The following is a 19,554-nucleotide window of genomic DNA, read 5'->3' as shown; positions in this document are numbered from 1 at the left end:
ACTTATCCCAAATCGGGATTATGGTTCATTGTCGTCGTCATCGGCAGCGTTTTGTCTTGGGGTGGTGCGATTGGAATTTCCTATTTAGTGAGAAGCCGACTTGCGGATTGATCTTATGAGGAATTTACAATGGAGCAGTCGCACTGGTGGTGCTTCACGATTTACTCGACTTCTAAATCCCAAAAGAGCTGTTGTTTGAATAGGTACGAGTGCGATGGGTAGGACTAAGAATACTCCACGGTCCACAGTTTTAAGTGCGATTTTAGAAAANCGGAACGTGATGAATGCAGTGATCCTCAGAGATATGAGATCAAGGTTTTTCGATCATGGCCTTGGTTTNCTAGTAGTTTCTCTTTGGCCGCTTGCACATATGTTGATTCTATTGCTGATCTACAGCGCTATGGGTCGNCGCGCCCCNTACGGTGAGAGTTTGAATGTTTTTTTNGCCACAGGGCTTATACCTACCTTAGCTTTTATGTACATATCGAGATTTATGTCACTTTCGCTGGTTCTCAATCGACCGATGTTGGCGTTCCCAGTTGTTACTGTATTGGACATTATGCTGGCGCGAAGCGTGCTCGAAGTGATTGCTGCATTCATAACGTTGGGGCTTATGTTTTTAACGCTAGTAGCCCTCGGAGACGATCCTTTTCCTATCGATCCATTTCTGGCTGTTGAGGCATACGGGGCGTCGATTTTGCTTGCGGTCGGCATGGGCTTTCTGGCAGGAGTCATTGTGATGTTTCTCCCGTTGTTCGCAACAATCTATGCTCTCACAATGATTGTAGTTTATATTTCTTCCGGTACCCTTTTTGTTGTGCAGACTATGCCTGAACCGGTCACGTACGTTCTGTCCTGGAATCCTGTGTTTCACTTGGTTGAGTGGATGAGAGAAGCCTATTATTTAGGATATAATAGCCGAGTTCTCGACAAACAATACGTAGTTTGGTTCGGGGTTACAGCGCTTGCTGCGGGACTTGCTCTGGAAAGATCGCTTCGGATGAGAATGTTGGAAAACTAACTTAAATGAAATTGAAANTTATCCAAAACGCTGACCTGGCGATAGCGGGGTCGAACCCTGATCATTGGATTAGTACAGGTGAGGACCCTAGCTTCGAAATTAGTTTTGGATATATAAGATCTCCATTTCTAATCATCTTTCTTTCTTCGTGCAGCGAAGCTTTGGAACCTAGGCTGTACTTGAATAGAGGACACGGATATCGAGAAGAGGATTCGTTACCATATAAATCTACGCGGAAAGTTGCAATTATCGTCGACGTTGGGATCGTTGGCGTCAATAAGTCACTTCGTTTTGACCCGGCGACACAACCGTGTGATTTTTTGTTCTCAGTTGCTGCTTCGAAAACCCGAGAAGAAGCCGAGCACCTTGTTCGGGTTCGAGGGTACAGTGAAGATGGCGAGCTATGGAATGTCAAACCTCTTCCTCGATTTTGGCTCAAANTACCACGTCTCCCAAAATCCGTATCCTATGAGGTGAGCGATTACCTAGATTCTATTTATCAACTTGCGCAGTTAGAGCCCGAGCCCTCCCCCCNTGGAAATGTGTGGCTGAGCGTTGTTGTGCCAGTCTACAATGCCCCTAAGAGGCACTTGGAAGATTTGGTAGGTTCGTTTATGTCGCAGGGTTCCATGGGAGCCGAGTTAATTCTTAGTGACGACGGATCGACTTCGACCGAGACCTTGGCATTTTACCAAAGCTTATCTCACGAGCAGAACATTAAAGTTCTGATTAGCGATATCAACGGCGGAATCGCCGCAGCAACAAATGCTGGCGTAATTCAAGCCTCGGGTCTCTGGGTAACTTTTCTGGATCATGATGACGTAATTGCGCCGCATGCGTTCAAAATTATTCTTAGTGCTCTGCTAGAAAATTCTGACGTAGAGTTTCTCTATACGGACGAGGCCGTTGTCAGCGAGAGGTTAGAGCCGCAGGGCCTGATGTTGAAGCCGGCTTACGATCCAGTTCTACTCTCAGGTATGAACTATATAAACCATTTCTCTATATATCGTCGGCAAAAANTTCTTGATCTCGGGCTCTTCAATCAGTCCTTAGATGGATCTCAAGATTATGACCTGCTTTNGCGATACTTGGAGGATCTCGACCGTAGCAAGGTCTATCATCTACCGTTCCCAGCGTACTGGTGGCGTCGTACAAAGGGCTCGTATTCTCAACGCTTCATCGAAAAAGCGACTAACGCAGCTCGAAAAGCTCTGTGCGATAGTTTTCTAAGAAGCGGGCACGTGATTCAAGTTCAGCCGGCGTTAACGGCTAGCCTACACCGCATAGACCTAACCTACGACAACGTTGGCGACTGGCCGAAAGTCTCTATCATTATTCCTAGCAGGGATAGTTATGAACTTTTAGAATGTGTGTTGCGAGGGATTTTTGAAGAGACCTCCTATCCCAATTTTGAAGTTATAGTTGTCGACAATGGTACCACCGATTCCCGAGTGCTGGAGCTTTATAAAAANTATCAGCAATCTGGGGAAAAATTTCGGGTTTCTCATAGACACGAGGCTTTTAACTTTTCTAGATCCGTGAATTGCGGGTTAGATCTTGCCCAAGGCGAGTGCGTACTATTGCTCAATAATGATATAGAGGTACGTGAGTCTAGCTGGTTAAAAGAGATGGTTTCTTGCCTTCGGTTTGAGGGCGTGGGAATAGTTGGGGCGAAACTTCTGTATCCCAACGGGTCCATACAGCACGCAGGGGTGATCGTTGGGTTCGGAGGGCTCGCAGGTCATTGGTATATTAACAAGCCTGAGAATTTTGGCGGTCCGATGAATCGGCTACATGTACGAAACTCTGTTGTTTGCGTTACTGGAGCGGCAATGCTGATCTCTCGAAATTGTCTTGACTTAGTAGGTCGGTTTGACGAAGAAAACTTCGCGGTTGCTTATAACGATGTCGACTATTGCATACGTGCGTACAGAAAAGGTTTTAAAGCAGTTTGGACTCCGTTCGCGTCGCTGTATCATCATGAATCGGCCTCTCGTGGAGAAGATACGCACGGGCCTAATAGGAAAAGATTTGAAATTGAACAAGCTAGCCTACGTCGGCTTCACAGGACTGAGGTTTTTCAGGACCCCACCATAAATCCGGGTTACCTCAAGGGGAGTTCCGTTCCGTCGCTTTCGATTCCAACTCGTGTTTTTAAGGCCCGAACGAACAGAAGTTCCTGATCCGATATAGTGACCAGCAAAGAGCCCAAAAGTATCCGTTGCGACCGCTATCCCAAAGCTTTGTGAGGGTGAAGCGTGTTGTAATGCTCGAACCACATTGGCAGTTGGGCGATTACCGTTTTNGCGTCCGGAATGGAGTTGACCGTGACGTAATCACGCTTGAACGTTTTGACGAAGGCTTCTGCCCGAGAAAATTCTACTTTTGAAGCACGTTAATTTGCGGGTGGATTACCGAGGTGTCTACGAAACGCAGGGCTATTCATTCAAACACTGTGAGATCATCCAGAAATTCCTTCGTAACGGACGGGTCGGAGAATCGGGATTGGCATTTGTTTACTGCCGGAAATTTAATCCACTCAGAATACGTCAATTTNACATCGCAATTGAAGCCAATAAGTTTACTCCTAGTAACGGGATGATATCTGAGGCGAGGCTATCTTGGAAATTTCTCCCAACCGCTCCAATCGACGTATTGCAATAATCTGATCTTCGGTAAGATCTGATGGGTTGGTAAAGCTATTCGATCCATAAGTACGAGCATTCAAGTAGTCGTCCCGTCGAAGGTGGATCCGTTCTGGATAGTTAGGTACGTAAGCTTCATTTTTAACATAGACAGCTACGAAATCATTCCACTGGTCCTTCTTCCTCAATGTAATGAAAGATTCCAGTAGAGCGGCATTGTAGCCACAACGGCGAGCCCAGTTTTGGAGGGCTATGCCGCTGTCGGGATAAAATCGCCAACAATCCACTGGATATCGGTGAAATCCACCATTNGATGGGACGTTGATATATAATAATCCGTCGGACTTCAATATTCTCAACGCTTCGTTGAACGACAGCCAGAAGAACTCTGAGTGCTCAAANCACGAGGATGACACGACTACGTCGGCGAACTCATCCTCGACAGGAAGAACGTAGGGATCGTCAATAACAACATCTACACCCCTTCCTTCAACGAAATCGAGTCCGATATACTCAGAATCAGCTGGTGCATTAACCCGGATGGTTCCATTAACGTTCTGCGAGCCAATTTCGATAATCTTCAGGTTTGAGCGTCCGGGTGTGTAAGTTTCGAAAAANTATTTTGAGTTTTCAAGCGCAGTGTCGTGCATGTAGATCTCTCTTCTTGTTACCTTTCAGAGATGACCGCTGGAATTCAGCTCTTTTCGAGCAACATCCAGAAATATTGAGAACCTTCTCCTCGCAGTTCTATAACTTTAAGTCCGGCCGAATTGGCGAGGGCTAGACCGTCTTCTTTAGTGAAATGAGGACCCCAAGCCCAGTGTTTTGGATCCGGATTGGCAATCCCGCGAACCTGTACCTTAAACACGCCGCCTGGTTTCAATGAGCGGGCAACTTGGCGAAACGAATGAAGGATCGCTTCTTTCGTTGGGAAGTGCTGGTAGACGATGAACGAGAATGCGAAATCAACGCTAGCAGGAAACAAAGGCACATCTTCACCATTGCTTTCCAAAAATATCACATTTTCTTCGTTTACGAAGTAGCGCGCCTTCTCAAGCATTGTCCTCGAAATATCCAGCGCTGCAACGTTCATAAAATGCTTAGAGAGAGTTCGAGTTATACGACCCGAACCGCAGCCAATTTCTAGAACGTTTTTTTCTGCAAGGCAGCCGAGCTTAGCCATGAGAATCGGATCGTTAAGAATATGCTCCTCGACGTTTTTTTNGCCGCTTGCTTCGTATTCCTCATCTGATTGCTCATGATGTACCGAGCGTACGTAGTAGCGGTCGTTTTCCTTTGCTAACACGTCCCACTTGTTTTTGTGCCGGGCGAGAATGTTTTCTTCTTCAACTCCGCTCATGCTTGGGCCCTCTGTTTGGTTTCTTGACGGCGTTTAACATGCTAGGTGGGCTGATACAACATTGTTATCGTTTCAATAATGTTTGATACTTGCGCCGCCCCGAATTCGCCTGACAGTTCGACTGTTCAGAAGGAGTTTGGTCGACTGCCACAGGAAACATTTGTCCGCACTGATTGAGAACCGTTTTTGTTTTCGGCCTAGAGTCAGCTGTGTCCAGCGCGGGCGTCCTGAATGGTAAAGATGCTTATATAGTCGACCAATATGATTTTCGGTCGAGCTTTAGGCCTGAAGTTGGGTTTTGGCGTTGCACTGAAATAACGCCTATGGTTGAAGAAGGAACTCGTTAAGAAGAAAGGCACGCAATGCAGTACGACCCCTTGAACATTTCGGACGTAGTGCTCTTAAAGCCAACTCGTTTCGGTGATACCCGAGGCTACTTTATGGAAACTTTTCGCTCAGAGTGGTTTCAACTCAATATCGGGAATTTCGTATTTGTTCAGGAAAATCGCTCGTTTTCTGCGGAAGCTGGGACGATCCGAGGGCTGCATTTTCAGCTCGAGCCGCACGCACAAGGAAAGTTGGTTACTTGCGCTGCAGGTGCTCTCTTGGACGTTGCGGTTGATATTAGAAGAAGCTCTCCAACCTACGGTCACTACGTGTGCGCGGAACTAACAGCTGATAATGCTCATCAGCTATGGATCCCCCNTGGATTTGCTCATGGATTTNGCACATTAGAACCAGATACTGTCATCAGTTACAAGGTGACTGCCTACTACGCGCCCGATTGTGATCGCGGCTTGCTTTGGAACGATCCGGCGCTGAACATCAATTGGCCAGTTGCTGGCGGTGACGTAGTTCTTTCTGAAAGAGATAAAAAGCAACCACTGCTGGCTGAGTTGGAGACCAATTTCCTCTAGAGCGACAAAATAAATCGGGAGATTTGAGTAAATGCGCGTACTAGTTACCGGTGGTGCAGGTTTTATAGGGTCTGCGGTAGTAAGGCATCTCGTCAACGATAAGCGCTTTGATGTGTTGAGCATTGACAAGTTGACCTACGCCGGGACCCTTACGTCTATGGTGTCAGTGAATGATAATCCGCTATATCGTTTCGAAAATGCAGATGTCTGCGACAAGACAGCGATAACACAAGCAATGTCGGACTTCAGACCAGATCGCATCATGCACTTGGCAGCCGAAAGCCATGTTGACAGGTCTATCACGGGTGCCAAAGATTTNGTTGAAACAAATGTGCTTGGCACTTTCAACATGCTCGAATGCGCGCGTGCTTATTGGCAATCTTTAGACAGCCGTGCCAAAGAGACATTTCGTTTCCTTCACATTTCAACTGATGAAGTCTACGGTTCATTGGGAAAGGAAGGCCTATTTACCGAATCCACGCCATATGATCCCAGTTCGCCCTACTCTGCCACAAAGGCGGCGTCTGACCATCTCGCGAAAGCGTGGGAGAGGACGTATGGCTTGCCAGTTGTGATATCCAACTGCTCGAATAATTATGGACCATTCCATTTCCCGGAAAAGCTCATTCCGCTCATGATCATCAATGCGATGGAGGGTAAATCTCTGCCTGTTTATGGTAGCGGGAGCAACATACGTGACTGGCTGTTTGTTGAAGATCATGCCAAAGCTTTGGATCTCATCGCAGAGCGCGGACGTGTTGGCGAAACCTACAATGTGGGCGGCAGAAACGAGCAGCGAAACATAGATGTAGTCAACCGCATTTGCACGCTGATGGATGAGTTTCGCCCTGAACATGGCCCACATTCCAGATTGATTAAATGTGTTGAAGATCGGCCCGGACATGATGCACGCTATGCAATCGATGCAACAAAACTCGAGCAAGAATTGTGCTGGAAAGCCGTCGAAAACTTCGACACAGGGATCGAGAAAACAGTTAAATGGTATCTCGAAAACGAATGGTGGTGGTCACCCTTACGGCAGCGATACAAGGGTGAGCGGCTGGGTCTTTTACCCTCAGGAGCCGCGGCATGAATGTCAAACGCTATCTTGTCACCGGGCTGGATGGTCAGGTCGCACAGTCGCTCATTCAACAAGCGGCAAGCGATGCTTCGGTGAAGATCATTGCTGTAGGCAGACCGAAGCTTGATCTCGGAAGACCGGAAACCGTCACCAGTGCGGTGATGGAGGTCAAACCTGATCTCATAATATCCGCCGCTGCTTACACCGCTGTAGACCAGGCGGAGAGCGAGAGTGCGTTTGCGCACGTTGTCAACGGAGACGGACCATCGGCTCTTGCAGAGGCGGCGGCAAAGCTCGACATACCGATCGTGCATATCTCGACAGACTATGTCTTCGATGGCGCTAAAAGAACACCATATAGAGAGTTCGATGCGGTATCGCCGTTGGGCGTTTACGGTGCAAGCAAACTGTTCGGCGAAAAGGCTGTGGCGGCGGCGACGGACAATTATGCAATACTGCGTACCGCCTGGGTTTACAGTCCATTCGGAAAAANTTTCCTGAAGACAATGCTCCGAGTGGGCGAGGGCCGTGACGTCGTCAACGTGGTCGACGACCAGTTCGGAAACCCCACATCCGCGCTCGATATTGCCGGAGCAGTCTTTGCGGTCTCCCGCAGCCTTATTGCCTCAACCGACCCTGGACTACGAGGGATTTNCCATATGACGGCGACCGGCGAGGCCAGTTGGGCCGATTTTGCCGAAGAAATTTTCAGAGCCTCCGCTGAGATGGGCGGTCCGTCTGCTGGGGTGAACAGAATTCCTTCAAGTGATTACCCTACTCCTGCAAAAAGGCCAACCAACTCGCGCCTGAACTGCGGAAAGCTCCTAGATATTTATGGTGTCTCCCTCCCGCAGTGGCGAAGCTCTACGCGAAAAACAGTTGCCCGGATAATCCAAACATCGCGTGCCAATGAAATTTCAGGAGACAATAAATGAAGGGCATCATACTTGCCGGCGGCAGCGGTACACGGCTTCATCCAGCGACACTGGCCGTCAATAAGCAACTCATTCCCGTTTATGACAAGCCGATGATTTATTATCCGTTATCTGTTTTGATGCTAGCTGGCATTCGCGATATATTGATCATATCTTCTCCAGAGTATATCGACAGCTACAAGCGTTTGTTCAGCGATGGTTCTGGTTGGGGACTGAGCTTCTCTTATGTCGTACAACCCAAACCAGACGGACTGGCGCAAGCGTTTACATTGGGTGCTGAATTTATCGGTGACGACAACGTCGCATTGGTTCTTGGCGACAACATCTTTTTCGGGGCCGGCCTTCAGGGGCTGCTCGCACAGGCAAGCCACCGCAAGGCGGGTGCGACGGTCTTTGCATATGAAGTGGATGATCCCGAAAGGTATGGCGTGGTCGAGCTTGATGCGGACGGGCGAGCTTTGTCGTTGGAAGAGAAACCAACGTCACCCAAATCGCGTATGGCTGTCACCGGCCTGTATTTTTACGACAGCAAAGTCGTCGAATATGCGCGCACCATGCAGCCGTCTGCACGTGGCGAGTATGAAATTACCGACCTGAACCGACTTTATATGGAAANGGGCGAGCTATTCGTTGAGCGTATGTCGCGTGGCTTTGCGTGGTTGGATACTGGCACTCACGATAGCCTGTTGGAAGCTTCGGAATTCGTACGAACTATCCAGCATCGGCAGGGGACGAGCGTCGCGTGTATTGAGGAAATAGCGTATATGAACGGCTGGATTACTCGAGAGCAGGTTCGTGAATATGGGAACATGTTTNCGAAGACTGCATATGGCCGATCCCTGCTCAAGTTGATAGATGCGTGAGTATATTTTAGCTATTCGTTTAGTCCCACAGTGTAATGGTGTTTCGGTTCAAGCGAGAAGAGAGCTGGTTCGGTTTGTCTGAACAGTTTCGGGCGTTTCGTTAAGTGGATTTCCGCCTCGATTATGCTGCCACCATCATAGGTGCCAGCGCGTTGAAGTAGGCCTGATCCGGCGTCTGCCGGTCAAGGGATGAATGTGGGCGTCGGCTATTGTAGAAGGTCAGATATCGGCCAATGCCGACGCGGGCTTCGGACACGGTCTTGCAGGCGTGGAGGTAGACCTCCTCGTATTTGATCGAACGCCAAAGGCGTTCCACGAAGACATTGTCCCGCCAAGCGCGCTTGCCATCCATCGAGATGGCGATTTCGGCTTTCTTCAACACTGCCGTGAAGTCCATCGAGGTGAACTGCGATCCCTGGTCAGTATTGAATATGTCGGGTTTGCCATAACGGGCCAGCGCTTCCTCGACTACTGCGATACAGAAAGCTGCTTCCGTCGTGATCGACAGCCGCCACGACAGAACCCTGCGGTTGAACCAGTCCACGCCGGCACAGAGATAGACAAAACCGCGAGCCATCGGAACGTAGGTTATGTCAATTGCCTTGTCCAGTGAGAGATCCGCCACAATCCGCTTCAGCTCGGCATTCTCCTCCTCAAGCTGCCGCAGTCGCTTCATCTCCGAGGGGATCAGGCCCGCGTATTTTTTACGCCAATTGTAGAACGTCGCATCCGAACTGCCTGCCTTGCGGCAAACCTCACCGATCGGTATTCCATCCTCCGCCTGCTTCAACACAAATGCGATCTGCGCTTCCGAAAACTTGGACGCCTTCATTGAATTCTCCTCTTCCCAACCGGGATCATAAGTGGAAANTTCCAGTTCAAAATGGCCTAATTTATTGGGGGCACGTCAATCTCGATGCGCTCATGCCGTGGAATTAGGCGCGCTGAACGGTATCAGCTTGCCGCTTACGCTGAGGCGATGGAGCCTGGTGCAAAGGTTTTATCGGTTGCTCAACGCAGCGGGATTCATCCACCATTGCGATTTGGCTGGTGCCGTGATGCTCGTGCCGGACAATGAGTGAATGGCCCCAAGTTGGATCTATTGCTGGAGGTAAGAGCTAAGCGCCTTCGAAGTTATCGCCTCAATCATCCCCATTTGCACATGTCTCCCGTCAGACTTCCAAGCCATCGATTTATCTGAAAANTGAACCATTTCGAAACTGGGGAAATAATCAACGTCCTCATTGTTCTGAGCTACCTCGACGGCCAAGGCACGCAAGTTCGATTTGGAAGCATGGTTTGCGATCACGATGTCCTCTCCGAGAAAGGTGTTTTGCAGTGGCACTGGAGATACAGTAAGTACCACTTTCTTACCGTCTTTCCTCAATCGGTCAATTGCAGGACCGAGGTAACGTTGTGCCTCCGTGAAACCGATGAACCGTATCTGCAGATCATCGCTGTAGCGGCGGAGCATTTGAGGTGACGAAACAACGTTAAGATATTTNCCAGACTTCGTATCGAACCAAGCTTCGGAAAGCCCTAAGGTCAAAACAACAACATCTGCACGAGCATACCCTTCGGATAGCCTTTTCCAGAGCCACTTGCGCCTCTCTAAAATCGTGACCATATCCCNAGCGACAGCAGCAGGAGTATAATGAAGATCATCATACTGTCCATCAGCTGATTCATATATCAATTTATCTTCAAGGGTACATCCTACTCTAGAGCTAATGTTTNCCACTTCTTCAGCGATTGATGGGACATTATAACGGTTGAAATATTGGTGAATTGAAACCCCGTTTTTATGAAGAAACAAGGGATTGCCTTCAATATCTTCCAGCCGACTCGGAACATCTCTTTTCATTTTCAGCAGTGGTATCTCGAGTTCGCGCGCAAAGCACGAGCCAATCAAAAAGAACACGGCATCGCGCCTTACCTTAAACTTCGGAGTGAAGTTAGGGACAAAATACCCATTGCCTATACGATTTATGGCTAACGTAGGATCGGAATCTCGTTTGATATCACCGTACGACCATCTAGCGCCGATGTTCCTAGCCGCTTCTCTGAATACCTCTTTCGCATTGTTAAGGGATCCAGTTAGGACGGAATTATCTTCAATATTCTGCTGATCATTCATCGTCATCTATCCAGAACAAGAGCACGGAAANGCTTATCATGATTCATCGCCCAACCTTCCCAGTCTAGACCCTGCATTTTGGCGGTTAGAAAACTACGCTGCCGAATATGCTCGGAAGCGAGTTGTAAAAGAGTTTCTCTTAGTGTTTGGACATCACCCGTTGGGTAGGACACGTGCGGAAACTCTGGTACGACACCAACCTCTGGGGCTATCGCCATTGTACCGCAAGCGAGAGCCTCCATAAATGGAACTGGTCCTCCCTCCAGACGACTTGGAACGAGCAAAAANTCTATAGCTCTGTAGAAGTCGGCGATATGGGCAAAAGACCAGACAGGTGCTCCCCAACCCTCTTTCGAGGCTACAACCTGAACCTGCTCCATCAAGTCGGAGTCATCCAACAATTGTTNGATGATATCTTCACCCTTTCTGCGCCCAGGATAAACACGCCCCACAACGCCTACCGTGAGCTTGGGTTGAAAACTCCTATCCGCGCCGACCCGAATAACAGTGATTTTTGATCGCGGAATGCCAAATCCTGTCAAAACCTTCGCTGTCTCCTCTGAAACCGCTATGCAATGGTCTACTTCTTTCGCCACGGAAATGAATTTCTCTCCCAAATGATCAGGATCGTAGTGCGTGAAGTTTGCTACTACTATACCTGAATCGGGCCTACGATTAAAATAACCGTAGTTTACATAGTAATGGATATCTGCTTCTGGGAAATCTTGATTAATCCTCGCGGTGCCCATGTATTTTGCGATTTCCTCCGCTTTTCGATGCATTATCCAACCCGGCGGTTCCGTAACTATACGAATATTTGGACGGCGCACGTCAGTGATAGGCTTACCATTNGCGAGAGTACGTTTTGAGTAAGCTATAATTCTCGCCATATCATCGTCGGGAGTTTTCGTTTCACCAAATTTTTTGCGGGTAACATTTTCGAAATGGAGCGCTGTTGCGGCCGCGAGATATAGGATCTCTCGCTGGAACTTCTGTCTATAACTAAGGCAGAGAGCAATGTCCTCGCCACAAACCTTAAAATTTTCGTCAAATTTAAGTTGATCGAACTCAGCCCGACGCATCATAATGAAAGCGCCTGTGACTGAAGGCACAAACATATCTTGTGCTACGATCGCATTATGCCACTCAATTTTATGCTTAAAGCGATGGTAAGGTTTNCCATCATCATGAAAGAAAACTCCGGCGTGCTGCAGCCGGTGATCTGAGTAGCGGAGATTGATACCTACGATTCCAACAGTCTGCTGCTTAACAGCCAACAAGGCCTTCGCTATGGCCCCTTTGTCCGGAACCAAATCGTCGTTTATAAAGAGAACGTACTCACCACTGGCCTTCGCAGCAACAAAATTATTGTTCTGAGCGAAATTATATGGCCGCTGAATATACAGCGAAAAGTTTTGACCTTCGCATACATCTATCTCTTTGGCTTCTTCATCAGAGCCATTCCACGAGCATATGACTTCATATGGCGCTTGTATTTCATTTTGTTCCAAGGTCGCCATCAGTCTCGACATGTTCTCTGCAGAACGGGAAACCACCAGAATCGAAAGGGTATTGACGACTTTAGTTAGCATGTTACTCCTGTAACGATTTTGCGCGCGAACATGGCTCGCCCGTGTTTTATCAAATGATGGTATCGTAGATTCGCTCATAAGCGTCCAGCATCTCGTCATATGAGTTAAGCATCATTAGCCGACGCCGACCTCCTTCTGAGAGTTTTAACCTAAATTGCTTATTTCTAATCATCTCTTGCAGGTGTCTAGCCAAGACGTCGATCTCACCCTCCTGATAAAACAGCCCGCTAATGCCATCTTCGAGTTGCTCCCTAACACCGAAACATGGTGTAGAGACAATGGGCAATCCGAATTCTAATGCTTCGATAATGACACGTGGNTAGCTTTCAACTCTAGAGCAAAATGCAAGCATATCTCCACAAAGATACAGCTCCGATAGAAATCTCCTTTCACTTTCGTCCTCCGTTTCATCAACTGCAATAAATCTTAATCCACTGACATCTTGGAGATTATTAAAGCCGTCGCGTACCTCGCTAGCATATTCCGATTTATTTAAGCCCACGATAGCAACGACTGTTTTGGACAAAGTATCTGTGCCAAGCTTCCTAAGTGCGTACAACAGATCTTTTTGGCCTTTACGAGGACACACTGTGCCCACACTTAGGATGACTATGTCTGTCTCTCTTATCCCGTAAGAGGTGCGTAAATTGGAGCGACTTGTACCGTACAGAGGACTCATCATACGATCCATGCTTATTCCATTGTGGATTGTAAAAGCCTTCGTGGGCCGTGCCCAGTGCTTCTCCCACATATGCCTAGTTGAATTGGCAACAAAAACAACTGCATCTGCGTGATCGAAGGCTGAATATGCCAACTCTCGAACGTGGCTAGGAAGATAATCATAGTATGATTCTGGTGGTTCGCTCTCCCGGATATTCCATAACACGGCGCAACCCGCCCGTTTAGCAGCAATTACGGAATGGAAGTTCTGTAGCGTGTTGATATGGCAGATAGCAGGGCCTAATAACCTGTAATGGTCTGTTAGACGAGAAAGCCAATTGTCGTAGGTATCAATATCTTTCATACGATTTNGCGATATCGAATGAACAATAGTTTNGATGCCAACGCTAGTATAAGACGTAGAGAGAGGCCCCGGTGTATTAGAGGATAATACAGCTTGATATGTCCCACGACGATGCACACCAGAAGCAATTTCAAATAAACTACTCGGTGCGCCCTGCATCTTAAGGTTGTGACTCTCGTAGAGAACGAGGGGACTATTAGTTGTCGCGCTTAGGTTTTTCTTAAGAGTGGCAACCTCGGCCGCTAACCTTTCCGCTCCCTCTGATGGTTTNGTAGATGTCTTCACGTCAAAAGCGACACGCCCTTCCTGCTTCCCCCATTTAATGTAGTGGACCAATGGGTTTATGGACGCGTTGAAAACATCGTCGTATTCCGATAAATAAGTATTGGTACTGAAGCGCAATGAAGGATTGCGCCCAATTTTTGCCCCGAGCCATATATAGTGCTCGACTGGGTCCATTTTCAAAATTGCAACATCGGTATAGTTTTTNACGTACCAATCTTCATCGAAAAGGTCAGAAGTCTTGATTGTCAAAATATCCTGCGCAAANGAATCGGAATTTCTCGAAATCATTAAACGGGATTCCCACGGTTGACGCTTTGTCTCAGGGGTCACTTGGCATGAAAGACCCGAAAATCTCATCTAGGTTATTAACAGGACTGCGCCCTTCTTTGCTCCCGTGTCGGACGTAATGAATTGCTGGATCGATGCCAGCCTTCGCGACATCTTCATAACACTCTAAATACCACCGTGAATTGAAAAGCCCTAGTTTTGCCAAGCGTCGTGCTAGACGTTTTTCACGCCATCGGTCAACAATTGGCAAAGACGGTTTACCTAACATCGACTGTACGTGCTTCCCGATTAACAAAAGAGCTTCTTTTTNCAATATCTTCGAGCCAGCTAGGACATTATCACGTACCAGCAGCATTTCACTGAGCTTAACTATTTCCGCAATGTGTTCGCGGCAGCGAGATTCTAATTCGTTGAATCGTTTACGCAGTTGAGAAATTTCGGTTTCGACACGTAGTCGTGTCTCATCAGCTTGTTTAGAATCCAAATTTTTGCGCTCGGCGTCAGCTTTGGTCTGACTCAGTTGCTCTTCTAACTGTTTCTGCAATAGAACGAAAGCTTCCAGACGTTTCCCCAGTTTCAACGTGATATCCACTGCATCTGCATGTTCGCTGCATTTTCGTTCTAATTCTAGTTTCTTTTCGATCAAGGACTGGCGGACTATTTCCGAACTCTTTACTAGTTCCGATATGGTCGTGCTGACCCTCTCGCGCTCTTTCCGTTCAAGTTGTAGTTGAGCTTCACCTTCTTCAATCTCTTTCCAAAACCGATCGATTGTATTCTTGTAACCTTCCGATAATTTCTTTTCTTCAGCGAGCTCGATGTCACGCTGTTTTGCCCAATAAGCATCGGCGCAAGAGCGACCCATCCGAGAAAAAAGTTCTTGGAAAGCTAGTCGATCCTCACTTCCATCTATACTGAATAGCTTTTTNATACCTTCGCCGTAATCTGAGCCCGTACCTAAGATGCCTAGTCCATGGCCGTGTAGAAAGGCAAACCCCGGGTATCGGCGCCGGAGTTCCTCGAAAAGCTGATATACACCGAAACCGCGTTCGCGCACATTGGTGTCATGCATTATAACTACTGCTCGGTCAGATAATTTGGGTAGCCAGCTATTGAAGTCATGTAAANCAGAGTCAAACGAGTGGTGGCCATCGATGTGGAGGAGATCTATCTGGCCGTCAGAAAAATGCTCTAGTGCCTGGTCAAACGTACTTCTAACAAGCCGTGAAAAACCGGAGTACTGAGCATTGTTGTGTGCTTCCACTTCTCGGAAAACCGACTCGTCGTAGACACCCGCGTGCTCATCGCCTTTCCATGTATCAACACCGTAGCATCTAGCATCAAGGCCGATTTCTTGGACAGCTTGGCAAAAAGCGAAATATGAGACGCCATAGTGGCAACCTAGCTCAACAATACATTGAGGTCGGTGAACATCGGTCAGCCAGAATGCAAAAGGGACATGCTCATGCCAACCTGATTTGGCGGTGTATTGAGGCCGCATAAATGTAATTGGCCGGGCGGCGTAGTCCCAAATTTTTTTTGAAGAAAGCATCTGCACTGTCGGCTTTCTACCTTCACCATCCATCATCAATACCACACTTGCATCGGGACCATTATGAGTTTTCAGAAGTACTCTCTATTTGAAAACGCTGGTTCGTTCAAGTTAGCTCTGTTCAGCAAACATTACAGTTACGTATTTTTNCAAGTTCTGAATCTTTAGGTCTCCATGACGGGATAGTTACGGATGTTAGGTGCATCGATTGAGATAACGTTGTAACTTTGGGCATCGTCCCTGCTTGAAGTGAAGGCCCGTAGCCGGGGATTGTTTACCTAGGAGCGCGTTGCGGCATCAGCGGATCTTTTCTAGGACGGTTTGTTGGGTGATGAGTGCCGTAAGACAGGTTGGATGCCGCAGAGGCTGCTGGCGATCCTCGTCCGTGGTGATGCAAGCTATCTGGGGTCGTGGGCGCTGAGAGGAAAACGGACTTCGCGGCGAGCCTGCACGGATCTCCTGAAGCTGCTCGTGATCGCCAACCAGAACGAGCTTGGCACCGCGCTTTTCGACCTGCGACACGATCCGTGCGAGCTGGCGACTGCCGACCATACCGGCCTCGTCGATGACGAAGATATCACTATGACCAAGCTCGCCTTTGCCTTTGTTCCAGCCGTATTCCCATGACGCCAATGTGCGTGCCGCAATGCCGGATGATTGCGTCAAACCTTCSGCTGCCTTTCCGRCAAGGGCGCCGCCATGAACGGTAAACCCTTGGTGCTCCCAGGCGTCGCGGGCTGCCGCCAGCATGGTGGATTTGCCAGCACCGGCAAAACCGATCACGGCTGCGATCTGCTGTGAAGATGTGATGTGGCGCACGGCCGCACGCTGCTCGTGGCTGAGACCAGGACCGTTCAGGAGCGCGTCCTGACGATCGAGCGCATGATCAACGGTTTCAGGTCTGRYRCCATGGCTGTGTCTGTCTGCCATCCGCASCGCGCTGGCCGCCATCGTATGTTCGGTTTCGATCATCTCGCGGGTCNAACAGCGCGCCAGTTCATCGTGTTGCTCGGCTTGCAGTTCGACCAGCTGGCGTGACGCCATGACGGGTAAACACGCTCTTTTCGTCGGTGATGAGTTTGAGAACCTCGTCCGGTTTGCGCCGGATGATGTTAGCGTTTCGTTTCGCAGCTTGTTCCTCGATCCGGCTTCGCTCAACATCCAGTCCGCGTCGCATCATCTGGCTGGCATGCACGCCCATATGTTCGGTTGGCTCAATCGACAGGCCACGCTCCAGATGCGAGCGATGATCGACACGCACATCAAGGCCTGCCCGCATCAGATGGCGGTTGGCATGCTGTTCGAACATCTGGCGGATATCGCGCATCTGCAGGTGCGACGTCGGCAGCTCATGGGTGATCAGCCATTTGTTCTCGCGCTCGATCAGGCTTTTTTCGCCAAGGCCTGTTGGTGTCACCACCCGCGTGGTCATCATCACATGGGCATGGATATTGCGAATGTCGCTTTTGCCCTGCGGCATGGATGGCGAAGTCGACGGCGGTACCATAGCGGTTGGCGAGATCCTGGGCAAAGGCACGCGTCAGCGACAGGCGATCGTCGCTGCTCAACTCATGGGGAAGGGCGATTTCGAACTCGCGGGCAACACGGGCATCGCAGCGTGTCTCGGCGGCCTCTGCGGCATTCCACAGTGTTGATCGATCCAGCGCCCACCTTTNGATCTGGCAGTTTGTCGTCATCCTGACGTGGCGATTGTTCGGGGATAGGGAGTGGGTCAGGACGGTCACGTCGCTTGGACCCGGCCATGGCACCGTTGGCCTTTTGGTCATCGTGCTTGTCGTCATTCGCGCCATCTGGTGGACCGTCAATCGCAACCGTCGCCCGGTGCAATCGACAACCATTGCCGGTCATGCGGCCGTTGTTGTTCACGCCAGCCTCTATCTTCTGATGTTTGGCATTCCGGCCCTGGCGCTGTTGCGGGCCTATGGCAGCGGCAAGGGGTGGGAGCCGTGGATCCCGGCAAGCGGGGTGGAGGTGTCATGGATGATGGCACCGGCCGATCGTCTTCACAGTCTGTTGGCATGGGGCCTGTCGGTTCTGATCGCAGGCCACGTCACCATGGCGCTCGTTCACCGGTTTGCGTTGAATGACCAAACGCTGGGACGGATGGCGGGAAGGCTGGGCACAGCCACGACTGATGAGGAAGCAATGACGGGCAGGCCAGCCGGACGAGACCTGAAAGCAGCGTCGCAGACGAAGGCTGGTCAACTCCGCCGAGTGCCTTTGTGCAATGTGTGTCAACGGCCTAGGGGCCTTTCCTGCAGTTGTTGTTTCGGTTGAACTGTGTCAGGTTTTGCGGACCAGCTTTAAGAGAGTCGACGCCGATACCGCCAGCGAACAAGAACGTGCTACCATGATGAAGTCTTCCCTCGATCATATCCCGCCGCGCAAGCAACGTGAACTCGCCCGTGCGCTGGAAATCCTGCACGAGGAATTCGAGGATGCGCTGGGCGAGGGAACAGCCGACTTCAAAAAGCGCGGACGCATTCTGAAAATCATCCTGTTCGGTTCTTACGCCCGCGGTACGTTTGTCGACGAGCCGCACACGATGAAGGGGTATCGCTCTGACTTTGATCTGCTCGTCATCGTCAACAATCGCAAGCTGACCGACTTTGCCGAATATTGGTACAAGGCCGCCGACCGTTTGATCCGGGATAGTTTTATCGAAACGCCGGCACAGTTCATCGTGCACTCGCTGCGCGAGGTGAACACGCAGTTGAAGGAAGGCCATTACTTCTTCTCGGATATCCGCAGAGACGGGATCGTTCTTTACGAACTGGATGATGAACCCCTGGTGGAGCCCAAGCCGCTGACCGCAGAGGCACGGCTGCGGGTGGCGCGGGAGCATTTTGCTCAGCGGTACGCTGAGGCTAACGCGTTCCACATGACTGCGGGCCTTCAATGGGGCATGTGGAAGGATGGTGATGATGTGTGGAAAAACTTAGCGGCGTTCAGCTTGCACCAGTCTTTGGAACAGGCTTACTCCTGCGTTCTGCTCACTCTGACTAATTACGGGCCGCCATCGCACAACATCAAGTTTTTGCGCTCGATGGCTGAGGAGCAGGATCTTCGCTTGGTGGAAGCCTTTCCGCGCGACCAACACCGCGAGCGGGCCTGGTTCAACACGATCAACGAGGCCTATGTGAAGGCAAGGTATTCGAAGCATTTCGAGATCAGCGAAGAGGCGCTTGTCTGGCTCGGGGAACGGACCGCGCATCTGCTTGAACGGGTCAAACAGGTTTGCGAAGAGCACCTGACAAAACTCGCAGAGAATGCGAATGAAAAAGCGTCTCAAACGGGTGGCTAGTCCTGCTCTTGGCGTCTTGCTCTCAAGACAGTGACGGGGTGATGTTTGGGGCCGTTCATGGCCTTGGACGATAGATCGGCGTTGTCCGATGATGCCGTTGGATCACAGACCAATCGAAACCGCGTGCTTTGATGTTTTTNCCGATGTCTGGACTTGAAAAAACGCAGGCGTGCGGCATTTTTTAGGGATGAGCCTGACAACGGATTTTATTGGCAAACTTGTTCGAGATGCCAATCGCATGGAGCGCCTCGATGCGTTCCAGAAGCGCCGGATGCTGGAGCGTGCCGTCGCGACGATCGCGGATTTGCGAGAGGCTGTGGGCCTGCCCGCAGGCCCCGGCCGCGATATCGTTCTTGATATTCACACAACTGCTCTTTCGGTCGAGCGGGGCTGGCGCGATGACAATCAGGTTCGTGATACGTTTCTTCTGGCTGCTGGTATGATCCGGGACCTGCACATTGTTCTCGATAGCGGGACAAGGGTATCCCTGGTCGGAAACCGCGACGTCTCGTAGTAATTGCCTCTGGGG

Annotated in this window: 15 protein-coding genes and 4 pseudogenes; 9 read left to right on the top strand and 10 right to left on the bottom strand. The window is 49.7% G+C overall.

Translation table 11 applies throughout. The features are described 5' to 3' along the window. The first annotated feature begins 493 nt into the window (after positions 1 to 493). Together CUC55_RS04700 and CUC55_RS04695 are read left to right on the top strand one after the other, a co-directional pair. Positions 494 to 1,021, top strand: coding sequence for an ABC transporter permease (locus CUC55_RS04700; protein ID WP_425352741.1), 528 nt, complete (start codon positions 494 to 496; stop codon positions 1,019 to 1,021). Positions 1,022 to 1,026: 5 nt separating this feature from the next. Continuing rightward, entirely contained in the window at positions 1,027 to 3,204 is a 2,178-nt protein-coding gene (locus CUC55_RS04695) for a glycosyltransferase family 2 protein (protein ID WP_103087112.1), read from the top strand. Between the two features lie 47 nt (positions 3,205 to 3,251). On the opposite strand, the pseudogene CUC55_RS04690 reads toward CUC55_RS04695, so the two are convergent. The 3 genes and pseudogenes from CUC55_RS04690 to CUC55_RS04680 all read right to left on the bottom strand — a co-directional run. Beyond that, positions 3,252 to 3,389, bottom strand: a pseudogene (locus CUC55_RS04690) (integrase core domain-containing protein); the annotation flags it as partial. 219 nt (positions 3,390 to 3,608) lie between these two features. Further along, entirely contained in the window at positions 3,609 to 4,316 is a 708-nt protein-coding gene (locus CUC55_RS04685) for a methyltransferase domain-containing protein (RefSeq protein ID WP_103087111.1), read from the bottom strand. A 44-nt stretch (positions 4,317 to 4,360) separates the two neighbouring features. After that, complete coding sequence (locus tag CUC55_RS04680; protein ID WP_425352747.1) at positions 4,361 to 4,849, bottom strand: class I SAM-dependent methyltransferase; 489 nt, start codon at positions 4,847 to 4,849, stop codon at positions 4,361 to 4,363. Between the two features lie 539 nt (positions 4,850 to 5,388). Here CUC55_RS04680 and rfbC point away from each other — a divergent pair. From rfbC to rfbA, 4 genes are all read left to right on the top strand, one after another. Next, positions 5,389 to 5,943: a dTDP-4-dehydrorhamnose 3,5-epimerase gene (gene rfbC, locus CUC55_RS04675; RefSeq protein WP_103087109.1), complete on the top strand. Its 555-nt coding sequence runs from the start codon at positions 5,389 to 5,391 to the stop codon at positions 5,941 to 5,943. Between the two features lie 31 nt (positions 5,944 to 5,974). Next, a complete protein-coding gene (gene rfbB, locus CUC55_RS04670; protein WP_103087108.1) occupies positions 5,975 to 7,036 on the top strand; it encodes a dTDP-glucose 4,6-dehydratase in 1,062 nt (353 codons plus the stop codon). Next, a complete protein-coding gene (gene rfbD / locus CUC55_RS04665) occupies positions 7,033 to 7,959 on the top strand; it encodes a dTDP-4-dehydrorhamnose reductase (RefSeq protein ID WP_103087107.1) in 927 nt (308 codons plus the stop codon). The genes rfbB and rfbD overlap by 4 nt, the downstream gene beginning before the upstream one ends. Then, positions 7,956 to 8,822 carry a glucose-1-phosphate thymidylyltransferase RfbA gene (rfbA, locus tag CUC55_RS04660; RefSeq protein ID WP_103087106.1) on the top strand — a complete coding sequence of 289 codons (867 nt, stop codon included), beginning with the start codon at positions 7,956 to 7,958 and terminating at the stop codon, positions 8,820 to 8,822. Before rfbD ends, rfbA begins: the two co-directional genes overlap by 4 nt. A gap of 121 nt (positions 8,823 to 8,943) precedes the next feature. Here the strand turns inward: rfbA and CUC55_RS04655 are convergent. From CUC55_RS04655 to CUC55_RS04630, 7 genes and pseudogenes are all read right to left on the bottom strand, one after another. Beyond that, positions 8,944 to 9,423: pseudogene (locus CUC55_RS04655) on the bottom strand (transposase); the annotation flags it as partial. Between the two features lie 30 nt (positions 9,424 to 9,453). After that, positions 9,454 to 9,654: pseudogene (locus CUC55_RS23545) on the bottom strand (transposase); the annotation flags it as partial. Positions 9,655 to 9,921: 267 nt separating this feature from the next. Next, positions 9,922 to 10,959 carry a GSCFA domain-containing protein gene (locus CUC55_RS04650; RefSeq protein WP_157940915.1) on the bottom strand — a complete coding sequence of 346 codons (1,038 nt, stop codon included), beginning with the start codon at positions 10,957 to 10,959 and terminating at the stop codon, positions 9,922 to 9,924. 2 nt (positions 10,960 to 10,961) lie between these two features. Then, on the bottom strand, positions 10,962 to 12,551 hold the full coding sequence (locus tag CUC55_RS04645; protein WP_483415126.1) for a glycosyltransferase: 1,590 nt from the start codon (positions 12,549 to 12,551) through the stop codon (positions 10,962 to 10,964). A 49-nt stretch (positions 12,552 to 12,600) separates the two neighbouring features. After that, positions 12,601 to 13,734, bottom strand: coding sequence for a glycosyltransferase family 4 protein (locus CUC55_RS04640; protein WP_425352745.1), 1,134 nt, complete (start codon positions 13,732 to 13,734; stop codon positions 12,601 to 12,603). A 445-nt stretch (positions 13,735 to 14,179) separates the two neighbouring features. Then, on the bottom strand, positions 14,180 to 15,649 hold the full coding sequence (locus tag CUC55_RS04635; RefSeq protein WP_425352744.1) for a class I SAM-dependent methyltransferase: 1,470 nt from the start codon (positions 15,647 to 15,649) through the stop codon (positions 14,180 to 14,182). Positions 15,650 to 16,138: 489 nt separating this feature from the next. Next, positions 16,139 to 17,370 (bottom strand): annotated as a pseudogene (locus CUC55_RS04630) (MobA/MobL family protein); the annotation flags it as partial. Positions 17,371 to 17,410: 40 nt separating this feature from the next. On the opposite strand from CUC55_RS04630, the gene CUC55_RS04625 reads away from it, so the two are divergent. The 3 genes from CUC55_RS04625 (at position 17,411) to CUC55_RS04615 (ending at position 19,539) form a co-directional block, all read left to right on the top strand. Next, the gene (locus CUC55_RS04625; protein WP_157940913.1) at positions 17,411 to 17,998 is read left to right on the top strand and encodes a cytochrome b; all 588 of its coding nucleotides are present in this window, start codon (positions 17,411 to 17,413) and stop codon (positions 17,996 to 17,998) included. Positions 17,999 to 18,071: 73 nt separating this feature from the next. Beyond that, complete coding sequence (locus CUC55_RS04620) at positions 18,072 to 19,025, top strand: nucleotidyltransferase and HEPN domain-containing protein (protein ID WP_067652870.1); 954 nt, start codon at positions 18,072 to 18,074, stop codon at positions 19,023 to 19,025. A gap of 187 nt (positions 19,026 to 19,212) precedes the next feature. After that, positions 19,213 to 19,539 carry a hypothetical protein gene (locus tag CUC55_RS04615; RefSeq protein WP_067652868.1) on the top strand — a complete coding sequence of 109 codons (327 nt, stop codon included), beginning with the start codon at positions 19,213 to 19,215 and terminating at the stop codon, positions 19,537 to 19,539. The last annotated feature ends 15 nt before the right edge of the window (positions 19,540 to 19,554 follow it).

It is taken from the genome of Agrobacterium bohemicum, assembly GCF_002896715.1.
GTDB classification, from domain to species: Bacteria; Pseudomonadota; Alphaproteobacteria; order Rhizobiales; family Rhizobiaceae; genus Agrobacterium; species Agrobacterium bohemicum.
This window is presented reverse-complemented; position numbering and strand designations above follow the sequence as displayed.